This is a genomic window from Pseudarthrobacter polychromogenes, assembly GCF_014644495.1.
Lineage (GTDB): Bacteria > Actinomycetota > Actinomycetes > Actinomycetales > Micrococcaceae > Arthrobacter > Arthrobacter polychromogenes.
Map to the genome: position 1 here is coordinate 108,998 of NZ_BMKU01000007.1, position 20,709 is coordinate 129,706.

At 68.9% G+C, this 20,709-nt stretch carries 16 protein-coding genes and 1 pseudogene; 6 read left to right on the top strand and 11 right to left on the bottom strand.

Annotation, left to right across the window (positions count from 1 at the left end; translation table 11 throughout):
* Positions 1 to 18: 18 nt before the first annotated feature.
* Entirely contained in the window at positions 19 to 1,554 is a 1,536-nt protein-coding gene (gene yczR / locus IEX43_RS12640) for a MocR-like transcription factor YczR (protein WP_377102772.1), read from the bottom strand.
* Positions 1,555 to 1,615: 61 nt separating this feature from the next.
* Here yczR and yczE point away from each other — a divergent pair, with 61 nt between their 5' ends.
* Positions 1,616 to 2,272 (top strand): membrane protein YczE, encoded by a 657-nt coding sequence (gene yczE, locus IEX43_RS12645; protein WP_188811511.1) that lies wholly within the window; start codon positions 1,616 to 1,618, stop codon positions 2,270 to 2,272.
* 16 nt (positions 2,273 to 2,288) lie between these two features.
* On the opposite strand, the gene IEX43_RS12650 is transcribed toward yczE, so the two are convergent.
* From IEX43_RS12650 to IEX43_RS12660, 3 genes are read right to left on the bottom strand one after another with little or no spacing between them, the layout of a single operon-like run.
* Positions 2,289 to 3,125 (bottom strand): Fpg/Nei family DNA glycosylase, encoded by an 837-nt coding sequence (locus tag IEX43_RS12650; RefSeq protein ID WP_188811512.1) that lies wholly within the window; start codon positions 3,123 to 3,125, stop codon positions 2,289 to 2,291.
* Positions 3,118 to 8,187: a DNA glycosylase AlkZ-like family protein gene (locus tag IEX43_RS12655; protein WP_188811513.1), complete on the bottom strand. Its 5,070-nt coding sequence runs from the start codon at positions 8,185 to 8,187 to the stop codon at positions 3,118 to 3,120. Before IEX43_RS12655 ends, IEX43_RS12650 begins: the two co-directional genes overlap by 8 nt.
* A gap of 52 nt (positions 8,188 to 8,239) precedes the next feature.
* Entirely contained in the window at positions 8,240 to 9,760 is a 1,521-nt protein-coding gene (locus IEX43_RS12660; protein WP_188811514.1) for an FAD-dependent oxidoreductase, read from the bottom strand.
* Between the two features lie 189 nt (positions 9,761 to 9,949).
* Here IEX43_RS12660 and IEX43_RS12665 point away from each other — a divergent pair, with 189 nt between their 5' ends.
* Positions 9,950 to 10,414 carry a DUF4383 domain-containing protein gene (locus IEX43_RS12665; protein WP_188811674.1) on the top strand — a complete coding sequence of 155 codons (465 nt, stop codon included), beginning with the start codon at positions 9,950 to 9,952 and terminating at the stop codon, positions 10,412 to 10,414.
* 99 nt (positions 10,415 to 10,513) lie between these two features.
* Here IEX43_RS12665 and IEX43_RS20515 read toward each other — a convergent pair.
* Positions 10,514 to 10,864 (bottom strand): annotated as a pseudogene (locus IEX43_RS20515) (DUF4232 domain-containing protein); the annotation flags it as partial.
* Between IEX43_RS20515 and IEX43_RS20520 the strand changes: the two are divergent.
* Positions 10,857 to 11,171 (top strand): hypothetical protein, encoded by a 315-nt coding sequence (locus IEX43_RS20520; RefSeq protein WP_308422237.1) that lies wholly within the window; start codon positions 10,857 to 10,859, stop codon positions 11,169 to 11,171. The pseudogene IEX43_RS20515 and the gene IEX43_RS20520 overlap by 8 nt on opposite strands.
* A gap of 158 nt (positions 11,172 to 11,329) precedes the next feature.
* On the opposite strand, the gene IEX43_RS12675 is transcribed toward IEX43_RS20520, so the two are convergent.
* Entirely contained in the window at positions 11,330 to 12,103 is a 774-nt protein-coding gene (locus IEX43_RS12675) for a YcnI family copper-binding membrane protein (protein ID WP_188811516.1), read from the bottom strand.
* Positions 12,104 to 12,181: 78 nt separating this feature from the next.
* On the bottom strand, positions 12,182 to 12,808 hold the full coding sequence (locus IEX43_RS12680) for a hypothetical protein (protein ID WP_188811676.1): 627 nt from the start codon (positions 12,806 to 12,808) through the stop codon (positions 12,182 to 12,184).
* A gap of 195 nt (positions 12,809 to 13,003) precedes the next feature.
* Between IEX43_RS12680 and IEX43_RS12685 the strand changes: the two genes are divergently transcribed.
* From IEX43_RS12685 to IEX43_RS12695, 3 genes are all read left to right on the top strand, one after another.
* On the top strand, positions 13,004 to 13,351 hold the full coding sequence (locus IEX43_RS12685) for a hypothetical protein (protein WP_066273753.1): 348 nt from the start codon (positions 13,004 to 13,006) through the stop codon (positions 13,349 to 13,351).
* Positions 13,352 to 13,547: 196 nt separating this feature from the next.
* Positions 13,548 to 14,765, top strand: coding sequence for an NRAMP family divalent metal transporter (locus tag IEX43_RS12690; RefSeq protein ID WP_188811517.1), 1,218 nt, complete (start codon positions 13,548 to 13,550; stop codon positions 14,763 to 14,765).
* Complete coding sequence (locus tag IEX43_RS12695) at positions 14,762 to 15,547, top strand: putative hydro-lyase (protein WP_188811519.1); 786 nt, start codon at positions 14,762 to 14,764, stop codon at positions 15,545 to 15,547. Before IEX43_RS12690 ends, IEX43_RS12695 begins: the two co-directional genes overlap by 4 nt.
* 108 nt (positions 15,548 to 15,655) lie before the next feature.
* On the opposite strand, the gene IEX43_RS12700 is transcribed toward IEX43_RS12695, so the two are convergent.
* From IEX43_RS12700 to IEX43_RS12715, 4 genes are read right to left on the bottom strand one after another with little or no spacing between them, the layout of a single operon-like run.
* Complete coding sequence (locus IEX43_RS12700; RefSeq protein WP_188811521.1) at positions 15,656 to 16,354, bottom strand: GntR family transcriptional regulator; 699 nt, start codon at positions 16,352 to 16,354, stop codon at positions 15,656 to 15,658.
* 32 nt (positions 16,355 to 16,386) lie between these two features.
* On the bottom strand, positions 16,387 to 18,123 hold the full coding sequence (locus tag IEX43_RS12705; protein WP_188811522.1) for an acetyl/propionyl/methylcrotonyl-CoA carboxylase subunit alpha: 1,737 nt from the start codon (positions 18,121 to 18,123) through the stop codon (positions 16,387 to 16,389).
* Positions 18,123 to 19,805, bottom strand: a complete 1,683-nt coding sequence (locus IEX43_RS12710; protein WP_188811524.1) for a 5-oxoprolinase subunit B/C family protein — start codon at positions 19,803 to 19,805, stop codon at positions 18,123 to 18,125. Before IEX43_RS12710 ends, IEX43_RS12705 begins: the two co-directional genes overlap by 1 nt.
* Entirely contained in the window at positions 19,802 to 20,560 is a 759-nt protein-coding gene (locus IEX43_RS12715; protein WP_188811526.1) for a LamB/YcsF family protein, read from the bottom strand. The genes IEX43_RS12710 and IEX43_RS12715 overlap by 4 nt, the downstream gene beginning before the upstream one ends.
* Positions 20,561 to 20,709 lie beyond the last annotated feature (149 nt).

Here is a 20,709-nt window from a genome sequence, read left to right on the forward strand (position 1 = left end):
GGCATGTTCTCCCGCCGGTCATGCGATGGCCACGGCTGGTGCGCTCTTCAGGGTCCGGCGGAGCTGCGGGGCGGCCTCGAGCCGGTCCTGCGCTGAACGCAGGGCCAGGACCGCGGCCTCGAGCTTGTCCGGCGGCAGGGTGAAGGGCACCCGGAGGTAGCGCTCGAAGGCGCCGCCTATCCCGAAGCGCGGGCCTGCCGCCAGCCGGATCCCGAAGTCGGGGGCGATGACGGTCAGCGCAGTGCTGATGGGAGCGGGCAGCCGGCACCATGCGGACAGACCGCCGGAAGGATAGGTCGCCTCCCACTCCGGCAGGTGGCCGGCAAGGAGTTCCAGGAGGGCAGCGCGGCTGTCCCGGAGGGCGGCAATCCGTGCCGGCAGCGGCTCGTCCAGGGCTCGGACCAGGTGCGCTGCGGCCAGCTGTTCCATGAGGGGGCCGCCGAGATCAAGTGAGGTCCGGGCCGCGGCAAACCGTTGGACCAGGTCCTCCGAGGCCCTGATCCAACCGGTGCGCAGCCCGCCCCAATGGGACTTGCTGAGCGAACCGATGGTCACCACTGCCGGACTGAACGCCGCGACGGGAGCGGTCTCCACGCCATCGAGGTTAAGCTCGCGCAGCGTCTCGTCCACCACCAGAACCGTTCCCGCGGCAGCAGCTGCCCGGACCAGGTGGCGGCGCTGGAGGTCGGGCATCAGCTGGCCTGTCGGATTGTGGAAATCGGGCACCACGTAGGCCAGCCGGGGCCGCTGCTGCTGCAGGACGGCCTGCAGGGCGGCCATGTCCCACGCCTGCGCAGCCCCGGCCAGGGCGCCGTGCGCACGGGCGCCGCGGGTGCCTGTCCCGGGACCGGCGGAGAATGCCACCGGGACCGGCCTGCAGCCGGCAGCCCGGATCGCGTCGAGGGCGTTGGGGTAGCTGGGATGCTCCACCAGTACGCGGTCCTGCCTGCCGGCCAGGGAGCGGAGGATGATGTTCAGGGCGTGCTGCGCCCCCGATGTCACCATGATCTGGCCGGCGGTAGTGGGCGCCCCGGCCGCCGTGTAGCGCGCCGCAACTGCCTCCCGGAGCGGGAGCAGGCCCAAGGCGTCGTAGCCGAAGCCGGGGAGCAGAGCAGGCAGCTCGGTGAGGGCGGCGGCGAACGCACGGTGCACCACCTCGCCGCTGGCAGGAAGCGAGGCGTACGCGAGGTCGATCAGTCCTTCCGGAGCGGCGAGCCCGGGGGCGGTCAGCGCCGGATCGTTCCGCGCCGGTCCCGTGAAGAGCGTGGTGCCAGCCGGGGTGAGGCGCGGGATCCGCGTCCGGCTCCTGCTGCCCTGGCCGCCGGTCAGGAAGCCCTGCTCGCGGAGCAGCCCATAGGCGGCAGTCACCATGGTCCGGCTGACGCCCAGGGCTTCGGACAGGGCGCGCTCGCTGGGCAGCGCAGTGTCCAGGGCCACCCGGCCGTCGAGCACCAGCAGGCGTACGACGTCGGCCAGCTCGCGGTAGCCGGGCGTTGCGCCGGCGTTCCATTCGCCCAGGAGACGGGAAAGACCGGAGGCGGTGAGGGATGACATCAGGCCAGTATCTCAAACTGGCTATGTAATTCAAGGCCAGTTTTCTGCCAGAGTCGTCTTCATGTTGACCCGCAGACTCCTCCAGCTCTTTACCGGCCTCGCCATGTACGGCGTCTCGCTGGCCATGTTCATCCGTGCAGGACTGGGCCTGGACCCCTGGGACGTCTTCCACCAGGGCGTGGCCGGCAGGACAGGGCTCAGCATCGGCGTGGTGGTCATCATCGTGAGTTTCCTGGTGCTTCTGCTCTGGATTCCGCTGCGCCAGTGGCCCGGCTTCGGCACATTGTGCAACGCCATCCTGGTTGGCGTGTTCGCGGACATTGGCCTAGCCCTGATTCCGGCCGTGACCCATCTGGGCGGGCAGATCTGCATGCTCGGCGGCGCGGTGCTGCTGAACGGCATCGCTTCAGCCTGCTACATCGGTGCCCGGTTTGGGCCCGGCGCCCGCGACGGGCTGATGACGGGCCTGGCCAGGCGCACCGGCTGGTCCGTCAGGTGGTCCCGCACGCTGATCGAGGTAGTGGTCCTGGCTGTCGGGTGGTTCCTGGGCGGCTCGGTGGGCGTGGGCACCGTTGTCTACGCCCTCGCCATCGGACCCCTGGTCCAGCTGCTGCTCCCGCTGTTCATGGTGCCGGCGTCACGCCGCGCAGACATCGCTTCACCGGGAGGCAGCAGCCCCGGAACTCCTGCGCCGGCATCCCTGGCCGGCAACAGCTGAGGCACCAAACGGTGGCCTACCCCTGGGCCGGCAGCGGCTGGCACTGGGGGCAGAAGTAGATGTCCCGTTCCTCGTCGCCGTTCAGCTTGCCCAGCACGCCGCGGCGGATGGGCGTCCCGCACTTCAGGCAGGGCTGGTGTTCCCGGCGGTAGACCCAGTAGCCGGGCCGCCCCGCCATCCGGCCGACCGGCATGCCGCGGGCGTTGAGGATGGTGACGCGGCGGCCCGGGCCCAGGTTGACCTCCAGGAGCTGTTTGGCGTCCGTCATCATGGTCCGCACATCCTGGACCGCCGAGACCGGGGAGGCAGGGTGCACGCCGGACAGGAAGCATGTTTCGCAGCGGTAGATGTTGCCGATCCCGGCCAGGTTGCGCTGGTCCAGCAGCGCCACGCCGATGGGGACGTCCGGGGCGGAACGGACCCGCCGCTCCGCCTCGTCCAGGTCCCAGTCCGGCCCCAGCAGGTCCGGTCCCAGGAAACCCACGATGGAGTCCTCGCTGGCGGTGGCAACGACCTCAACAATCCCCAAGGAAAATCCGACGGCGTCCGCTGCGGCGGTACGCAGCACGCACCGGGCTGTGTAGCCAGGTTTCCGCCACCTTCCGCCGGGCGGGTACACCTGCCAGGTTCCCTCCATTTTCAGGTGCGAATGGATGGTGAGCTTTTTGTCGTCGGGCCCCACCACGCGCATCAGCAGGTGCTTGCCGCGGGGCACCACCTCCGCAACGGTCCAGCCGGCAAGGTTGAGGGTGGCAAAGCGGGGCACGCGGAAATCGGAAGCAAGGAGCTTTTGTCCTTGCAGGGCCTGGTGCAGCTGGTTGGCTGCCCGCCAGACGGAATCGCCCTCAGGCACGGATCCTCAGTCCTTTCGGGGTGGAATAGGCGCCGGCCGAGCTCAGCGCGGCAGCTATAGGGGTATCCAAAATGCCGTGCCCGTTTACCTTCTCCATGATCAGTTTGTCCACGGCTCCCCGGGTCACCACGCCCACCAGTGCCGCGCCGGCGGCCGAGAGGACGGCTTCATCGCCGCTGAAGGCCAGCAGTGTCTTGCCGCCCCGCTCCACGTAAAGGACCAGCGCCCCGTCCACCAGCACCACCAGGGCACCTGCCTTCCGCCCGGGACGGTGCCCAGTACCGGCGTCGTCCTGGAGGGCCGGCCAGGGGAGGGCCGCTCCGTACGGGTTGGCAGGGTCCGTTGCTGCAAGCGCGAGGGCAACGGGTTCGGGCCGGGCGAGCTGCGTGTCCTCCGAGTAGGAACGAAGCCGGTCAACAGTGGCCGGAACGGCGAACTGGGCCGCACCCAAATGCTCGATGAAGTAGCCGCGCCGGCAGCGTCCGGCTTCCTCCAGCCTCGCGAGGACCTTGTACATGAGGCCGAAGCCGCCCAGGATCTGTTCCGCCATCACGGACCCCCTGGTGACCACGCCGTAGCGGTCCAGCAGGAGTTCAGCCGTGGCACGGGCGTGGATGGTGGGGTCCAGTTCCGGTTGCGGCAGGGCAGACCAGCGGCCGGCGGCCATCGGGGGAGTTGACGCACCTCCGGCCGACGCGCTGTACCTGCCGCCCGCCAGGCCTGGCGATCCCATGAGCCCGCTCCCGTGGGAACGGCCCAGCCTGCTGAGCCGGGGTGCCCTGGCGCGGGGTGCGCGGGCCACCTGCCGGTGCGCGGTGTGGCCACCGGCGATCAGCGCGCGGACCGGGGCGAACGTATCCCCGGTGATCCGGCCCGCCCATGCCAGGTCCCAGAGTGCCGTCACCACTTCCTGGTCGCTGAGGACGGCATCCATGCCCCCGGCGACGTCCGTCAGCTGCCTGAAGAAGTAGCCGCCGCCGTTGTTGCGAAGGTGCTCCAGGAGGCGCTGCTGCGCATCCCCGGGTTCGTATTCGATGGCAGGATTCAGCGTCAGTTCGGCGGAGTCGGCAAGGTGGAGGCTGATCCAGCCGTCGTTTCCCGGCAGGGCTCCGGCGCCTGACCACAGCACCTCCCCGGCGGCCATCAGTTCATCCAGCATGGCCGGCTGGTAGTTGGAGACCCTGCCGGCAAGGACCAGCGGTTCCCAGGCCGACGCCGGAATGGGGACCCCGGAAAGCTGGTCGACGGCGGTGATGATGCCGTCCAGCCCCCGCAGCGACGGCTGGCCGCGCCCTCCGCCGGGTGTCCTGACATGCTGCCAGGCGGGCAGGAAGCGCCCGTAGGCTGCCGCGTCCACCGGTTCCACTTCCGCGCGGAGGGCTGCCAGCGAACGACGGCGGAGCTTGCGCAGGACCTCGGCGTCGCACCATTCGCTGACCACCGTGTGCGGGGAAAGGCTGGGCGCGGGTGGTTCACTTGCCGGCGGGCTTTCCTCCGGTTCAGTGCCGTCTCCGGCGGCACCACCGGTGGTGTTTGGGGCGGTTTCCGGTGGCCCTGCATGCGGCCGGAACTCGCCCTCCACCGCACGCCCGTCTGCTGCCAGGCGTTTCAGGGCAGTGCTTACCACTGCCACGCCCAAGCCAAGCCGTGCTGCTGCCTCGGCCGCGGTAAAGGGTCCGTGCGTGCGGGCATACCGCGAAACCAGATCGCTGAGGGGATCCGCGACGGGTTCGATGAATGCGAGCGGGACCCCCATGGGCAGCGGAACGCCTATCGCATCCCGCAGCCGCGCGGCATCCTCCACAGCCGCAAAGCGTTCCGCGCCGCCGATGTTCACCTTGATGGCACGGTTGGCGCGCTGAAGGGCCACCAGGTGGGCGGTGGCCTCCGCCGGTTGGGCGTGCCCGGCGTCCACCGGGCTTTCAACGTGACCGGTTTCCTCAGAGGCACTGGTGTCCGCAGTGCCCACCCCGGGGACGCCGGGTGGCTGGCTCGCCCCGTCTGGTTCCAGCCTGGCGGCCACCTCCTCGGGCGCCAGGGGGCCAAGCAGCCGCAGCAGGTCCGCCACTCCTTCCATGCCCCGCACCCGCCGGTCCGGCGCCAGCCGCTGCAGCTCGCGCTCGGTGGCCCCGATGACCTTGGCGTCCAGCAGTTCGCGCAGCTCAACGCGCCCCAGCAGCTCGTTAAGGAGCGTGGAATCAAGGGCCAGTGCGGCGGCACGGCGCTCCGCGAGAGGAGAGTCGCCTTCGTACAGGAACTGCGCCACGTACCCGAACAGGAGGGACTTGGCGAACGGGGACGGCTGGGACGTGGTGGTCTGGACGATCCTCAGCTCGCGCCGCTCAACGGACGCCGCGATGTCCTTCAACGCCGGGAGGTCGTAGACGTCCTGCAGGCATTCACGGACGGTTTCCAGCACGATGGGAAAGGTTGGGTACTTCCGGGCGACGTCGAGCAGCTGGGCGGACCGCTGCCGCTGCTGCCACAGCGGCTGCCGCTTGCCCGGGGTCTGCCGGGGCAGCAGCAGCGCCCGTGCGGAACACTCCCGGAACCTCGATGCGAAGAGGGCACTGCCGCCCACCTCGGCCGTGACGATCTGCTCCAGTTCCTCGGGATCGAAGAGGAAAAGCTCCGCCCCCGGCGGTTCGTCCTCCATCATGGGCACGCGCAGCACAATCCCGTCGTCCGCAGCCATCGCTGAGCCGTCCAGGCCGTACCTCTGGTGCAGGCGCTGCCCGACGGCCAGGGCCCAGGGAGCATGCACCGGCATCCCGAACGGGCTGTGCAGGATGACGCGCCAGTCGCCCAGTTCGTCGTGGAACCGCTCCACCACCAGCGTGGTGTCACTGGGCACCACCTCGGTGGCCAGCTTCTGCTCGGTGAGGTACTGGATCAGGTTGTTCGCAGCGAACTCGTCAAGGCCGCTGGCTTTGCACCGCTCGGTGGCAGGGCCGGCGTCGGACGCCGAGAGTTCGCGGACGAACGCGCCAAGGGCACGGCCCAGGTCCACGGGCCGGCCGAGCGAATCGCCCTTCCAGAAAGGCAGCTTGCCTGGCTGGCCGAAGGCGGGTGAGACCAGCACGCGGTCATGGGTGATGTCTTCGATCTTCCAGCTGGTGGCGCCCAGCGCAAAAACGTCCCCCACCCGGGATTCGTAGACCATCTCCTCGTCCAGCTCGCCGACCCGCCGGCCACCCTTGGGAGCGGGCGCCGGTTCGCCATCCGTGGCGGGGGAGGCTGATCCTTCCACCTCCGTGCCGATGATGTACACACCGAAAAGCCCGCGGTCGGGAATGGTCCCGCCGGAGGTCACCGCCAAGCGCTGCGCGCCCGGCCGGCCCTCGATGGTGCCAGCGTTGCGGTCCCAGATGATCCGTGGGCGGAGTTCGGCGAATTCGTCGGACGGGTAGCGTCCGGCCAGCAGGTCCAGAGTGGCTTCGAACGCTGAGCGGGGGAGTGACGCGAAGGGCGCCGAGCGCCGCACGGTGGCAAACCAGTCCTCGACGTCGATGCTGCCCAACGCGGTGGCGGCAACGGTCTGCTGGGCCAGGATGTCCAGCGGGTTGGCGGGGATGCTGAGGCGCTCGATCTTCCCGCCGAGCATCCGCTCCACCGTGATGGCGGTGTGCACGAGGTCCGCCCGGTGCTTCGGGAAGAGGACGCCCTGCGAGACTTCGCCCACCTGGTGCCCTGCCCGGCCCACCCGCTGCAGGCCGCTGGCCACGGACGGCGGCGATTCCACCTGCACCACCAGGTCCACGGCGCCCATGTCGATGCCGAGCTCCAGGGAGGACGTGGCCACCACGCACCGCAACCGGCCGGATTTCAGGTCGTCCTCGATGAGCGCCCGCTGGTCCTTCGAAACGGAGCCGTGGTGCGCGCGGGCCAGCACCGGATCTGCCCCCGCAGAGCTTCCAGCCTGCGCCATCATGTGCGCCGGGGTTGCGGTGGAGGCGGGAACGCCGGGCGCCGCTGCCTGCTGGGCCGGGTCATCCCAGCCGCCGCCGGCCGCCACCAGCTGCCGCTCCGCGTAAATCTCGTTGAGCCTGGCCGTAAGGCGCTCCGAGAGGCGGCGGGAGTTAGCGAACACGATGGTGGACTGGTTGGCCAGCACCAGGTCCACGATCTTCTCTTCCACGTGCGGCCAGATCGATGCCTGCGGCTGGAGTCCGGAGGCGGGGCCGGAGTCGAAAGCCCCCGCGGCGCCCTGGAGGTCGGACATGTCCTCCACCGGGACCGAGACGGTGAGGTCCCAGTTCTTCCTGGCAGGAGGGGCGACAATCTCCACCGGTGCTGAACCCGCCAGGAACTGCGCCACGAGTTCCTTGGGTTCCACGGTGGCGGACAGTCCGATCCGCTGGGCCGGCTTGGGCAGGAGGGCATCCAGCCGCTCGAGGGAGACCGCCAGATGGGCGCCGCGTTTGGTCCCGGCCACGGCGTGGACTTCATCAATGATGATGGTGTCCACTTCGGTCAGCGTTTCCCGCGCCTTGGACGTGAGCATGAGGAACAGGGATTCCGGGGTGGTGATGAGGATATCCGGCGGGTTGCTCAGCAGTGCGCGGCGGTCAGCAGTGGTGGTGTCCCCGGAGCGGACGCCCACGGTGGTCAGCGGTGCCGGCAGCCCAAGGCGCTTGGCGGTCTGGGTGATGCCGATCAGCGGGGAACGGAGGTTCCGTTCCACGTCCACACCCAGGGCCTTCAGGGGTGAAATGTACAGGACCCGGGTCTTGCGCTTCGGTGCCCGGGAACGCTTGCCTTTCGCTGCGGCCGTGGAGTTTCCCGCAACTCCGGCAGCAACCGGTGCTTCCGGTGCTTCCGCGGAGGAAGCCACGAGCAGCCGGTCCAGCGCCCAGAGGAAGGCGGCGAGGGTTTTTCCGGAGCCGGTTGGCGCCACCACAAGGGCGTGTGAACCCGAGGAAATCGCATGCCAGGCGCCCTCCTGCGCGGGCGTTGGCTCTGAAAAAGCGCCGAGGAACCAGTCCCGCGTGGGCCTGCTGAACTGGGCCATGGTGCTGGCGCCGGTGCCCTTTCCGCTGGTGGGGGCCTCTTCCTCGATCATGCCTCCATCATGCCCCAAGGCACCGACACTGATGCCGGCCGCCTGCCCGGGTTCACGCCTTGCCCGCGGACGGAAGGTCCCTGGTGGCGGGCCCCTCCAGGAGTTTGCCGTCGCTGCTGAACCGGGAGCCGTGCAGCGGGCAGTCCCAGGTCAGCTCGCTGTCATTCCAGTGCAGGATTCCGCCCAGGTGCGTGCAGACGGCGGACAGCCTGCAGGTGGTGCCGTCCACGGTGGAGACGGCCACCGGTTTGGGTCCCTGGCTGTACACCTTGCCCTCGCCTTCGGCCGGAACCACCGGGGCGGGATCCGGCGCCTTCTTGTCCTTTCGCAGGCCGTCCGCGGCTAATTGCCCCCAGCCGGAGGCAAGCTTGCCCGCCACGCCGGCGTTAAGGGCGACGGCGGAGAGGGCGCCGGAGGGCGAGGTGACCCTGCGGTGGATGGTGTCCGCCCAGGGCACGTTCCCGCCCAGGATGTCGGCGGAGATGCCGACGGCGGCCGCCACTGCGTTGGTCATGCCCCACTTGCTGTAGCCGGTACCGAAGTGGATGTGGCCTTTGCCGCGTGGGAACCTGCCAAAGAAAGGCATGAGGTTGGTGGGCATGTAATCCTGCGCGGACCACGTGTGGGTGGCAACGGCGCCGGGGTAGTGCCGGGCAGCCCAGTCCAGGAGGCTGCCAAGATGGTGTTTCTCGGACCTGGCCCGGCCCACGTGGTGCCCGTGCCCGCCCACCAAAAGCAGTCGGCGGCCGTCCGCGTCGTAGTCCCTCAGCGAGTGGGTGGGCTGTTCCACGGAGAGGTACATGCCCGGGGGCGGAGCCTGGTCCTCCTGCAGCTGGAGGGATGCCGCGTAGGAGCGGCTGGGCTTCAGTTTGGCGAAGTACAGCCCGCGGTCCAGCACGGGAATGCCGGTAGCGAGCACCACCTCGTTGGCGGTGACGGTGCCGTGGTCGGTGTGCACCGTGGCGGGTCCGCTGCCGGTGACGTCCTGCAGCCGCACGCCGCCCACCACGGATCCTCCCCGGCCCCGGATGTCCGACACCAGTGTCTCCAGCACCTTCACCGGGTGGATCTGTGCCTGGTCCGCCAGGCGGACGGCGCCGTGGACGGGAAACGGCAGGCCGGCGTCGCGCACGTATTCCAGCTCCAGCCCGGCGGTGGTGCCGGCGCTGACCTCTTCGCGGAGCTTTTCCGTCCCCTGCGCGGAGGCTGCGTAGGTGTAGGCATCCCTGCGCTGGTACGGGACGCTATGTTCGTCGAGGTACCGCAGGAGCCAGGCCTGGCCCTCGCGGTTGGCATCCACGTACGCCTGCACCTGCTTCTGTGAATACTGGCGGGCGAGCTGTGCCAGGAACGTCCCTTGCAGCAGGGTCACCTTGGCGGTGGTGTTTCCGGTGGTCACGGCGCCGGGGTACCTGGCGTCGAGGACAAGAACGTTCTTCCCGGAGCGTGCCAGCAGCAGTGCGGTGACCAGGCCGGTGAGCCCCGCGCCGGCCACCACGGTGTCGTAGGTGCCTCCCGGCTCGAACGGATCAGAGGTGAACGGTTCGCTGCGGTCCAGCCAAATCGACGTCATGCCTGCTCAGCCTGCCTTTTTATCCAGGCCCCGGTGGGCCAGTTTGTGATGGGTCCGTTATGAACCCCCACCCATAGATGGCGTATTTGCTAAGTATACTTACGATGTCGGGGTTTAAGTCTATGGTCAGGTGGCAGCCCGGCAGGCACGAAGTGAACATCACGACAAACAGCAGGAGACGTCATGAGCATGAGTTCCGACGGCCGCGCAGTGGGCCGGACCACCATCCAAACGGCAGCCCTTGCAGTGGGAGCTGTCTTCCTCCTTGTGGGCGTCCTGGGCTTCATCCCCGGCATCACCACCAACTACGAGACCCTGGGCTTCGCCGGACATGAATCCGGGGCGCTGCTGCTGGGCATCTTCCAGGTATCCATCCTGCACAACATCGTCCACCTGCTGTTCGGTGTGGCCGGTATCGCCATGGCTCGCAGCGCCGCCCAGTCCCGGAACTACCTCATCGGAGGCGGCGCCGTCTACCTGGTCCTGTGGATCTATGGCCTCCTGATCGGCAAGGACACCGCGGCGAACTTCGTGCCGGTGAACACGGCGGATGACTGGCTGCACTTCGTCCTCGGCGTCGCCATGATCGGGCTGGGTGTTGCCCTGTCCCGCGGCACTGCCCGCGCCAGCCGGACCACCACGGCCACCAGGTAACCACGCCCCGAACAAGTCCAAACAAAGAGAAACTGCAGGTGGCCCGGCATCTTGCCGGACCGCCTGCAGTTTCTTTGTGGAGTCCCGCCGCGGAGGAAATCAGGCCGGCTGGAACGGGCTGATCGCCAGCAGCGTGATCGCACTGTTGCTGCAGGCCCTGGTGGGCTGGGGCAGGAACAGGGATTCCGTGTCCTCGGGCGGGTAGATCCGGTAGCCGGCCGCATCCACTATGCCGCAGTCGGAGTAGTTGCCGGCCTGGGTGTAGCGCAGCACGGCCGAGCCGGCTTGTCCGGGGGCCAGGAGGACATCCGCCGCCGCGGTGGATTCGTCGCGGACCGCCGGCGCGCCGATGGGAGCACCGGCCGCATCAGCGGTCAGGGACACCCCGGGATAGCCGCGGAGGACGCACGGTTCGGAGCCGGTGTTGGTGAGGTTGAGCTTCATGTATACGCTGCCGGCCGCCCCGCCTCCTGACGCGTCGGTGGCCGCCGAGAGCCCTGCCGCCTTGCAAAGTGCGGGGTCGCCCGGGGCGGGAGCCGCGGAGGACGGGGGTGTGCCGGTGGACGACGGCGGCGCAGACGCCGTGGGCGCCGCGGACGACGCTTCGGGGCTGGCTGGGCTGCTGGCCGAGCCGGTGCCTGTGCCGGTGTTTGCTGCAGTCGGCTGCGACTGCGGCTGCGCCGGCCCGCAGGCACTGAGCATCAGTGCCGCCGCCGCGGCCGCCGTGGACATGACCAACCCCTGGAAAATTCGCTGAGACCTCATGGCACCACCTTCGCCGCAGCAGGTGCCCGCGTCAACGCCGCAACGGGCCGCCCCGGCATTTTGATGCCCGGATCGTGATGATCCGGGCATCAAAAGCGACGGCCCTGCCCGGCTGGGCCTCCTGAGGTGCGGCTTTGCGTTGGTGCGGTACTACTTCGCAGCGGGTTCGGCCGCGCTGCGCGATGTCGTCTTGCGGGCCCGTGCCGTGCTGCGGACCAGCGCCGTACCGCCCAGTACCAGCCCGCCGACGCCCGCTGCCAGGCCTGCCCAGCTGCGCGCTTCTGCCCCGCCGTCATCTGCCCCGCCGCCGGTGACCGCCGAGGCCTGTTCGGTGGAGTGGGATGCGGCCGGGGCCGCGCCGTGGCCGTCAGTGCTTGCCGCTTCCGTGACGGTGACCGACGGTGCAGGTGCTTTCAGGGAATGGGGGTCCTGGCCGTCCGCCGGAATTTCGGACCAGTCAGTCTGGCCTGTTTCGCAGGTCTGCAGCGTGGGGAAGTACAGCGTTGTTCCGGCTGCATCAGGAAGTTTCGCCGAGAGGATCAGGGTGTCCCGGAGCTGGTGTTCCAGGGGCGCCTTGGCGGTGTAGACGATCTGGCTGGTCCGCTTGGTGATGGAGGTGCCGTCTGCGAGCTTCTTGGGTTCAGGGAGCTGCTCGGTCACCTTCTCCACGGTCCAGTTCGGGTTGACCGTGGGCTGGGCGTCGTTCAGCTCCGCGGGCAGCGTGATGGCCACCCTGGTGGTGCCGGACTCGTCGCAGCCGTGGGGGACCGCGAACGTGAGCAGGGCATAGGAGTTGGCCGAGGTCTTGTCCGGCGTGACGCCGACGTGGGCGGCCGCACCGCCCGCGGCTGCCAGCAGGAGTGCCGCGGCGCCTCCGGTTGCTGCTGCCGCTGCCAGGGAACGTCGAAGGATGGAGGTATGCATGGGTTGCCTTTCCGGCGCACGCCCGGAACCGGGGTGCTAAAAGATTTGTGGGCCCGGCGCCGCAGGACGCGGAGCGGGTTAGGAGGAAAGCACGACGGCGGAAGGCGGGCCGCGCCGGCTGTCCTGCCGGAGATTGCGCCAGGGACGCAACGGGGCGGCGGCAGGAGGAAAAGCAGCTAAAGGCGCGGTACCGTCGTCGCACGCCACCGGCTGGGGGAGCGCAACAAGGGGCCGAAGCCAGGCGGCCAGCGCCCACAGTGCGGCCTCGCCTTTGGCGAGCAGCAGCGCGGACCCCAGCGTCGCCAGGACGTGCGCAGCGAGCATCAGGGGACCGGCTGTTGCCGCGGCTCCGGTGAGATGGTCCGCCGCCGGGGCGAGGAGGCCGGTTTCGGCGAAGTGGCTGCCATGGGGTGTGCCGGTGCCGGATCCCACGGCGGCGCCGGAGGAACTGAAGGCCGTGAAGACCTCATGGAGCGCCAGCTGCCCGCCGCCCAGGAGCGCCGCCAGGGCGGGGAATCCCAGGCGCAGGCGTGTTGCAGTGGTGCTGCCGAGCGCGGTCAGGGACAGCACGGCCAGCATGATGGCGGGCGCGGGGAGCTCCCCGCCGGCAGCGAGGTGCGCTCCGGCCGCAAGCGCCAGGATGACGGTTGCCACGGCAGTGGCCCGGAAGAGGTGGAAGGGCGTCCGGGGACGATGCGCCAGCACGGATGGTCCCCCTCCCATGACGGAACGGGCCGCGGACGGCGGCGCCGTTTTAAACGATGGCCGTTCAGATTCTACCGGCGGGAAGGGCTGGTGCGCGCTCCGGCCGGGCCGGTGCAGGCCCGCCCGCCGGGTATGTACCGCCACTTCGGGCCCGCGTAGACTGCGAGCGTAACTGCCGATCTTGAGGAGAAGTTCATGGACTACACCGGAAGCCAGTCAGAGAAGGCCGTTCCCGCCGGTGAACTGGACCGCGGGCATGTTGGCCACACGGTCAGCTTCCAGCCGAACGAGTTCACTGTGGTGTTCGGGAAGATCGCTGGAATAGCCCGCACGGAGGCCATGGTGTACCTGTCCCTTGCCGGCGTCTCGGGCGGCACCCACCTGAAGGATGAATACGATCTCCCGGTCAGCCACCCGGTATACCTGCAGGTGGATGTCATCTCCAACGCCGAGTCCACCATCAAGGACCTGTTCGGCAAGGTGCAGGAGAATCTCCGGGGCTCGGGCCACAAGGGCGGCGAGGAACGGACCGACAGGCTGTAGCTGTTCAGCCGCCCGGCGAACGGCCGGCGACCGCAAGGCTGGGATCCGAGGGGTCCCGGCCTTCTTTCGTTGAATAGGGATTTGACCGCCCAGAAAAAAGTTGTTGAACAATACCTTGCGCCGATTGTTCAACAACCTGTAATGTCAGTCGGGACGACCACTGTGACTCCAGTCACCCTTAATATTGGACGGACCCATGGCAGAAACCAGCACAAAACTGAACCTGAGCTCCTCGGCTCGGCGCACGGCCCTCCTGGGAGCCATGTTCCTGATGGCCACCAGTGCCATCGGGCCCGGCTTCATCACCCAGACCACGGTCTTCACCGCCCAGATTGGCGCAGCCTTCGCTTTCGCCATCCTCGCGTCGATCCTCATCGACATCGCAGTCCAGATGAACGTCTGGCGCGTTATCGGCGTTTCGGGGCTGCGCGCGCAGGAGCTCGGCAACAAGGTGATTCCCGGCGTCGGGTGGTTCCTGGCCGGCCTGGTCTTCCTTGGCGGCGTCGTCTTCAACATCGGCAACATTGCCGGAACCGGACTCGGAGCCAATGCCATGCTCGGCGTTGATCCCAAGATCGGCGGCGCCGTTTCCGCGCTCGTCGCCATCCTGATCTTCCTGAGCAAGAAGGCAGGGATGGCGCTGGACCGGATCGTGGTGCTCCTGGGCGCCGTGATGATCCTGCTGATGATCTACGTGGCCATCGTTGCCGCCCCGCCCGTCGGCGAGGCCCTTAAGAACACCTTCCTGCCGGAGACGGTGGACTTCCTGATCATCACCACGCTCGTTGGTGGAACCGTGGGCGGCTATATCACCTACGCCGGCGCGCACCGGATGCTGGATTCCGGGGCCACGGGCATTGAACATGTCAGGGAGATCACCCGCAGCTCGGTTCTGGGCATTATCGTCACGGGCATCATGCGCGTCCTGTTGTTCCTGGCCATCCTCGGGGTGGTGGCCGGCGGCACGGTGCTCACCAGCAACAACATGGCTGCGGAAGCCTTCGGTGCAGCTGCAGGCGAGATCGGCACCCGCATGTTCGGCATCGTGCTCTGGGCCGCCGCCGTCACATCGGTCATCGGAGCCGCCTTCACCTCTGTTTCCTTCATCACCTCGTCCCGGACTCCCGAACGTAAGCGCAACCTCATCACTGTCGTTTTCATCGCAGGCTGCGCCACGGCCTACCTGTTCCTTGGCCAGGCCCCGCAGCAGCTGCTGATCTTCGCCGGTGCCTTCAACGGGCTGATCCTCCCGGTGGGCTTCGGGATCCTCCTCTGGGTTGCCTGGCGGCGCCGCGACCTCATGCACGGTTACGCCTACCCCAAATGGCTTCTGATTGTCGGCGTCCTCACCTGGCTGCTCACGCTGTTCCTTGGCTGGAACTCCGTGCTGGGCCTGGCGAAGCTGTGGTCATGACCAGCCGCGCGTCCATCCTCCCCGCAGAAGCCCGCGCCGCTTTCCGAGCCGGACTCGTGGAGCCGACCTCGGGCTGGTCCCGCGGCTACGCGCAGGCCAACGTCCTGTCGATTTCGCGGGAGCATGCCTTCGACCTGATGCTGTTCGCCCAGCGCAACCCCAAGCCGTGCCCCATCCTGGGCATCCTCGAACCGGGCCACACCACCGGGCCGCTGCTGGCCGGCGGGGACATCCGCACGGACGTCCCCAAGTACACCGTCTACAGGAACGGCGAAAAAGTGGACGAGCCCACGGATATCACCGGCTACTGGCAGGACGACCTTGTGACGTTCCTGATCGGCTGCTCCTTCACTTTCGAGGCAGCCCTGCAGGACGGGGGCATCCGGATCGCGCATATCGACCAGGGCGTGAACGTGCCCATGTACCGGACCAACCGGGCATGTGACCCGGCAGGGTCAATGTCCGGTCCGATGGTGGTTTCCATGCGCCCGGTACCGGCCTCGCAGGTTGCGGACGCCGTCCGCATCACCTCGCGGTACCCTGCCGTGCACGGCGCCCCGGTCCACGTGGGCAACCCGGGGGAGCTGGGCATCGCCGATCTGGGCCGGCCCGATTTCGGCGACGCCGTGGAGATCCCGGCCGGCCACATCCCGGTGTTTTGGGCCTGCGGAGTGACGCCGCAGGCGGCCGTGATGCAGTCGCGGCCCCCGCTGGCCATCGGCCATGCGCCCGGCCACATGCTGATCACGGACGCCCGGGACAGCGACTACCTGGTGCCGTAGGCGCCGCTTATAACAACGTGTGCCGTAGGCGCCCAAGGACAACTTAGAGAACAAAATGTGGGGCAGGAGGAGTCTCCTGCCCCACATTTGTATGTTTCGGCTGCGTGCCTATCCGGCGCGCTGTCGCATACCGGACCGGCGGTCCTGCTCCGCGCCCAGGTGCACCAGCAGCTCCGCCTCGGCCTCGTCCAGGTAGGCGCGCAGTCCCTCTGCAGCCTCCTGGCGTTCGCCGGCGCGCAGGCGCTTCACCAGTGCCACGTTGCGGTCCACGTAGTGGCTGTGGAAGTCCGGTGCCGAAGCCATGGAGTGGAACACCAGCCGCATTTCGGCCAGCACCCGGTCCATGAGCTCCTGCAGCGACGCGCTGCCGGTCAGGGCAACCACGGCCCCGTGCAGTGCCTGGTTGGCATCGGCCATGGCGGGCACGGATCCGCTGTCCCGGGCCTGCTGCGCCCGCTGCACAATGGTTTCCAGTCCCTCCAGCACCTGGGGCGTCAGCTCGCCCCACAGGACGGCAGCAGGCTCAATCATCCGCCGCACGCGGTAGATTTCGCGAACTTCGTCGACGCCGGGTGAGGCCACAAAGACGCCGCGGTTTGGTATGCGCGTCACAATGGATTCGCTGACGAGCGTGGTGAACGCCTGGCGCAGGGTGTTGCGTGAAACGCCGAGTGCTGCGCACAGCGGCTCCTCGGACAGCTTGGAGCCCGGGGTCAGTTCACCCGCGGCGATGCGGGTGCGCAGCACCGACGCGATCCAGGCCGTGGTGTGTGCGTGTTCGGCTGTACCGTCTGCCGGAGTGTTCATTGCTTTCCCCCATTCCCGTTCGACTAACGATGCTAGCCGACAGTACCCAGCACCTCGCCGCGGGCCACGGCGGCGCCCGGTTCCTGGCCGCCGCGCCGGAAGGTTCCGGTGGCAGAGGCAACCACCACGGTTTCCATCTTCATGGCCTCCAAAACGGCAACAGGCTCCCCGGCACCAACCCCGGCGCCGTCACCGGCCACCCACTTGACCAGGTTCCCGCCCATGGGGGCGGTGACCTCGCCGTCCGCGTCGGCGCTCTCCGTGCCTGCAGAAGGTTCGACGGCGGCCCCTCCGCCGTGGAGCAGGGCGTGGAATACCTTTGCGGGCAGACCGAGCTGGACGGCCTTCCCGTCGATTTCGACAGTCAGGGTTTCGCGCCGGGCCAGGGGGCCCTGGGCGCCGGTCTGCAGGGAGGCGGCCAGACGGCCGGCGAACTCCGTTTCAATCCAGGTGGTGAACACGCCCAGCCGGTCCGGCGCGGTGAAGTCGGGATCCCGCACCACGGCGCGGTGGAACGGAAGAACGGTGGGGACGCCCTCGATCCGCAGCTCGTCCAGGGCGGCACGTGCGCGGCGCAGGGCCTGCTGGCGGTCCTCGCCGTGGACGATCAGCTTGGCCATCAGGGAGTCGTATTCGGCAGGAATGACGGAGCCGGACCGTACACCGGAATCCACGCGGATCCCGGCTCCGGTGGGCGCCTCGAACACGTCCACCGGTCCGGGGGCCGGCAGGAAGCCCCGGCCGGCGTCCTCGGCGTTGAGACGGAACTCGAACGCATGGCCGGTGGGTGCCGGGTCCTCGGTGACGGACACGGGCAGCCCGTCCGCGATCCGGAACTGCTCCCGCACCAGGTCCAGCCCGGACGTCACTTCGGTGACGGGGTGCTCCACCTGCAGGCGGGTGTTCACCTCCAGGAACGAAATCACGCCGTCGGGGGCCACCAGGTACTCCACCGTGCCGGCACCGGTGTAGCCGGCCTCACGGCAGATGGCGCGCGCGGACTCGTGGATGCGGGTGCGCTGCTCCGCGGTCAGGAACGGTGCCGGTGCCTCTTCCACCAGCTTCTGGTTGCGGCGCTGCAGGGAGCAGTCCCGCGTGCCCACCACCACCACGTTCCCGTGGGTGTCGGCCAGGACCTGGGCCTCCACGTGCCGCGGCCGGTCCAGGAAGCGCTCCACAAAGCACTCGCCCCGGCCGAACGCCACTGTCGCCTCACGGACCGCGGAGTCGAAGGCGTCGTCAATGTCCTCCATCCGGTGCGCGATCTTAAGGCCCCGGCCGCCGCCGCCGAAGGCCGCCTTGATGGCCACGGGGACCCCGAATTCCGCGGCAAAGGCGCGGACCGCGTCGGCGTCAGCTACCGGTCCGTCGGAACCGGGGACCAGGGGCGCACCCGCGCGGACCGCAATTTCGCGGGCGGTGACCTTGTTGCCCAGGCTGCGGATCGCGTCCGGCGAGGGGCCCACCCACGTGAGTCCGGCGTCGAGCACTGCCTGCGCAAAGTCGGCGTTCTCCGAAAGGAAACCGTAGCCGGGGTGGACGGCGTCGGCGCCGGACCGGGCAGCGACAGCCAGGAGCTTAGGGATGTCCAGGTAGGTTTCCGAGCTGGCTGAGCCCCCCAGCGCGTAGGCCTCGTCGCTGAGGCGCACGTGCAGCGCGTCCGCATCCGGGTCCGAGTACACGGCCACGGAGACCAGGCCAGCGTCGGTGCAGGCGCGGGCAATCCGGACGGCAATTTCACCGCGGTTGGCGATCAGGACTTTTTTCATCATTGCTTCTTTCGCGTGCTCGGGAGAGGGGCCGGGTGCTGCAGAGTTTCGGGGTCAACCTCCACGAAACGCAGGGTGGCGCCCGGAGGAAGCTGCGCTGCGGCAGGAAGGTCTTCGGGAATAACGGCACCGATCACGGGATAGCCTCCGGTGACCGGATGGTCGGCGAGGAACAGGACGGGAAGGCCCGACGGCGGGACCTGCAGCGAGCCGGCCACCACGCCTTCGCTGGGGAGTTCCCCTTCGCGTGCCCGTTCCAGCGGGGTGCCGTCGGCGGCTCCGGGCGCGGACGGTCCGGTGTCCAGCCGGACGCCGATGCGGTTCGATTCGGCGGTCACGGTCCACTCCTGCCCGGTCAGGGCCGCGAGGGAGCGGGGCGTGAACCAGTCGTGGCGGGGGCCGGTGGTGATGCGCAGCACCACGGGCTTGCCGCCGGCGCCTGGTGAGAGGTCTTCCGGCAGGGCAGGCGGTTCGGCATGGCCCACTGCCCGGGCGCTGTCCACGGCGCCGACGGGCAGCACCGTTCCGGCGGCCAGCGGGGCCGGGCCGATGCCCGACATCAGGTCCGTGGAGCGGCTCCCCAGCACTGGAGGAACATCGATCCCGCCGCGGACGGCGAGGTAGGTGCGCAGGCCTGCCTCCGGCACTCCGAGGTGGAGGCTCTCGCCGTCGTGCAGGGGGAAGGGGGCGTACATCGGCGCTGGCCTGCTGCTGCCACCCTCGCTACGGATGTCCGCCGCCGCGCCCGCACCGCTGAGCGCAACCGTCAGCTCGCCCCGAGCCTGCACGGAAAGGCCGCCCATGACGTTTTCGATGACGGCATCGCTGGGCAGGTTTCCCACCAGCCGGTTCGCCTGGCGGGCGCTCGCAGTATCTGCAGCGCCGGCCGGGGAGACTCCCAAGTCACCCAGGCCCGGCCGCCCGAGGTCCTGGATAAGTGCCTGTGGCCCGGGCGAAAGGACCTCCAGTGCCGGGCCGGCGGCAGGTGTTTCAGCAACTGCAGCGTCAGCCTGGGTCCCGTCACCCTGGTCCGTGTCCGTCCGGCTGAGCTCAATGAGCTCGCGCACCGCGACGTACTGGACGGTGGTGCCGGGGCGGACCAGGGCGGGCTGCTCGCGCTGGAGGTCCCACATGCGCGTGGCGGTGTGCCCGATGAGCTGCCAGCCGCCCGGTGACCGCCGCGGATACACGGCCGAGAAGTTGCCGGCCAGGGCCACCGATCCGGCAGGCACGGCGGTCCGCGGGGTGCCGCGCCGGGGAACGTTCAGGGCGTCCGTTTCCCCTACAAGGTAGGCGAAACCGGGCGCGAACCCGCCGAAGGCGGCGGTCCACAGCTGGCCGGTGTGGGCGGCGACGACTCCCTCGGGCCCCATGCCGGTGAGCTCGCCCACCTCCGCAAGGTCTTCGCCGTCGTACACCACCTCGATGTGCACCGGCTTGTCCTGGACGGCAGCGGCGCCAGCCGGCATGCTCCCGACCCGGGCGAGGGACCCGCGGGCAGCGCGGGCGCTGGCGCGGGAGTCGAAGACAACCAGCACTGTTTGTGCCGCCGCGAGCACATCGACCTGTCCCGCAGCCGGGTTGTCCCTGAGGCGGGAGTGCAGGGACAGCACTGCGTCAAGGGAGTCCAGCTCCAGGAGCAGGGCCCGGGGCCCGGCCCAGCGTATCTCCGGGGAACTCACACGAAGCTCCTGATGTCCACGCCGGCTGCTTCGAGTTCGCGGCGGACCGCGGCCGCCATGGACACGGCGCCGGCGGTGTCGCCGTGCAGGCAGATGCTTTCGGCCGAGGTTTTGATGGTGGACCCGTCCCGGGCAACGATGGTGCCCTCGGTGGCCAGCCGCACCATGTTGGCTGCCACAGCATCCTCGTCATGGAGGACGGCGCCGGGTTCGCGGCGGGACACCAGTGTTCCGTCCGGGTTGTAGGCGCGGTCCGCGAAGGCCTCGGCTACTCCGCGGAGGCCGGCTGCCTCGGCGGCGGCCAGTGCCACCGAACCCGGCAACAGCAGCATCGGCAGGTCCCCGCCGAAGGCTTTGACCGCATCCACCACTGACTGCGCCTGCACCTGATGGGTCACGATGGTGTTGTACAGCGCCCCGTGGGGTTTTACGTAGCTGATCCGGCCGCCGGCTGCGCGGGCAATGCCTTCCAGGGCTCCCAGCTGGTAGAGCACGTCATCCGCGAGTTCCGTGGGGGAGCAGTCCAGGAAGCGGCGGCCGAAGCCTGCAAGGTCGCGGTACCCCACGTGGGCGCCGATGCTGATGCCGGCGGCGACGGCGTCGCGGCAGGTCTGGGCAATCGTGGAGGGGTCGCCGGCGTGGAAGCCGCACGCGATGTTCGCGCTGGAGACGGAGCGGAAGATGGCGGCGTCGTCGCCCATGGTCCAGTTGCCGAAGGATTCGCCGACGTCGCTGTTGAGGTCAATGGAGGCCATAGTGATTCTCGTCTCGTTGAAGTGGTCTCTTTAGGATGCACGAGAATCCAAGATTGTTCAACAATATTGACGAAAATGGTGCCAAGGCGCCTGCCCGGCCACGCGTTCCGGCCACGCATGCAACACAGGGAGCGGACGACGGCGGAGCC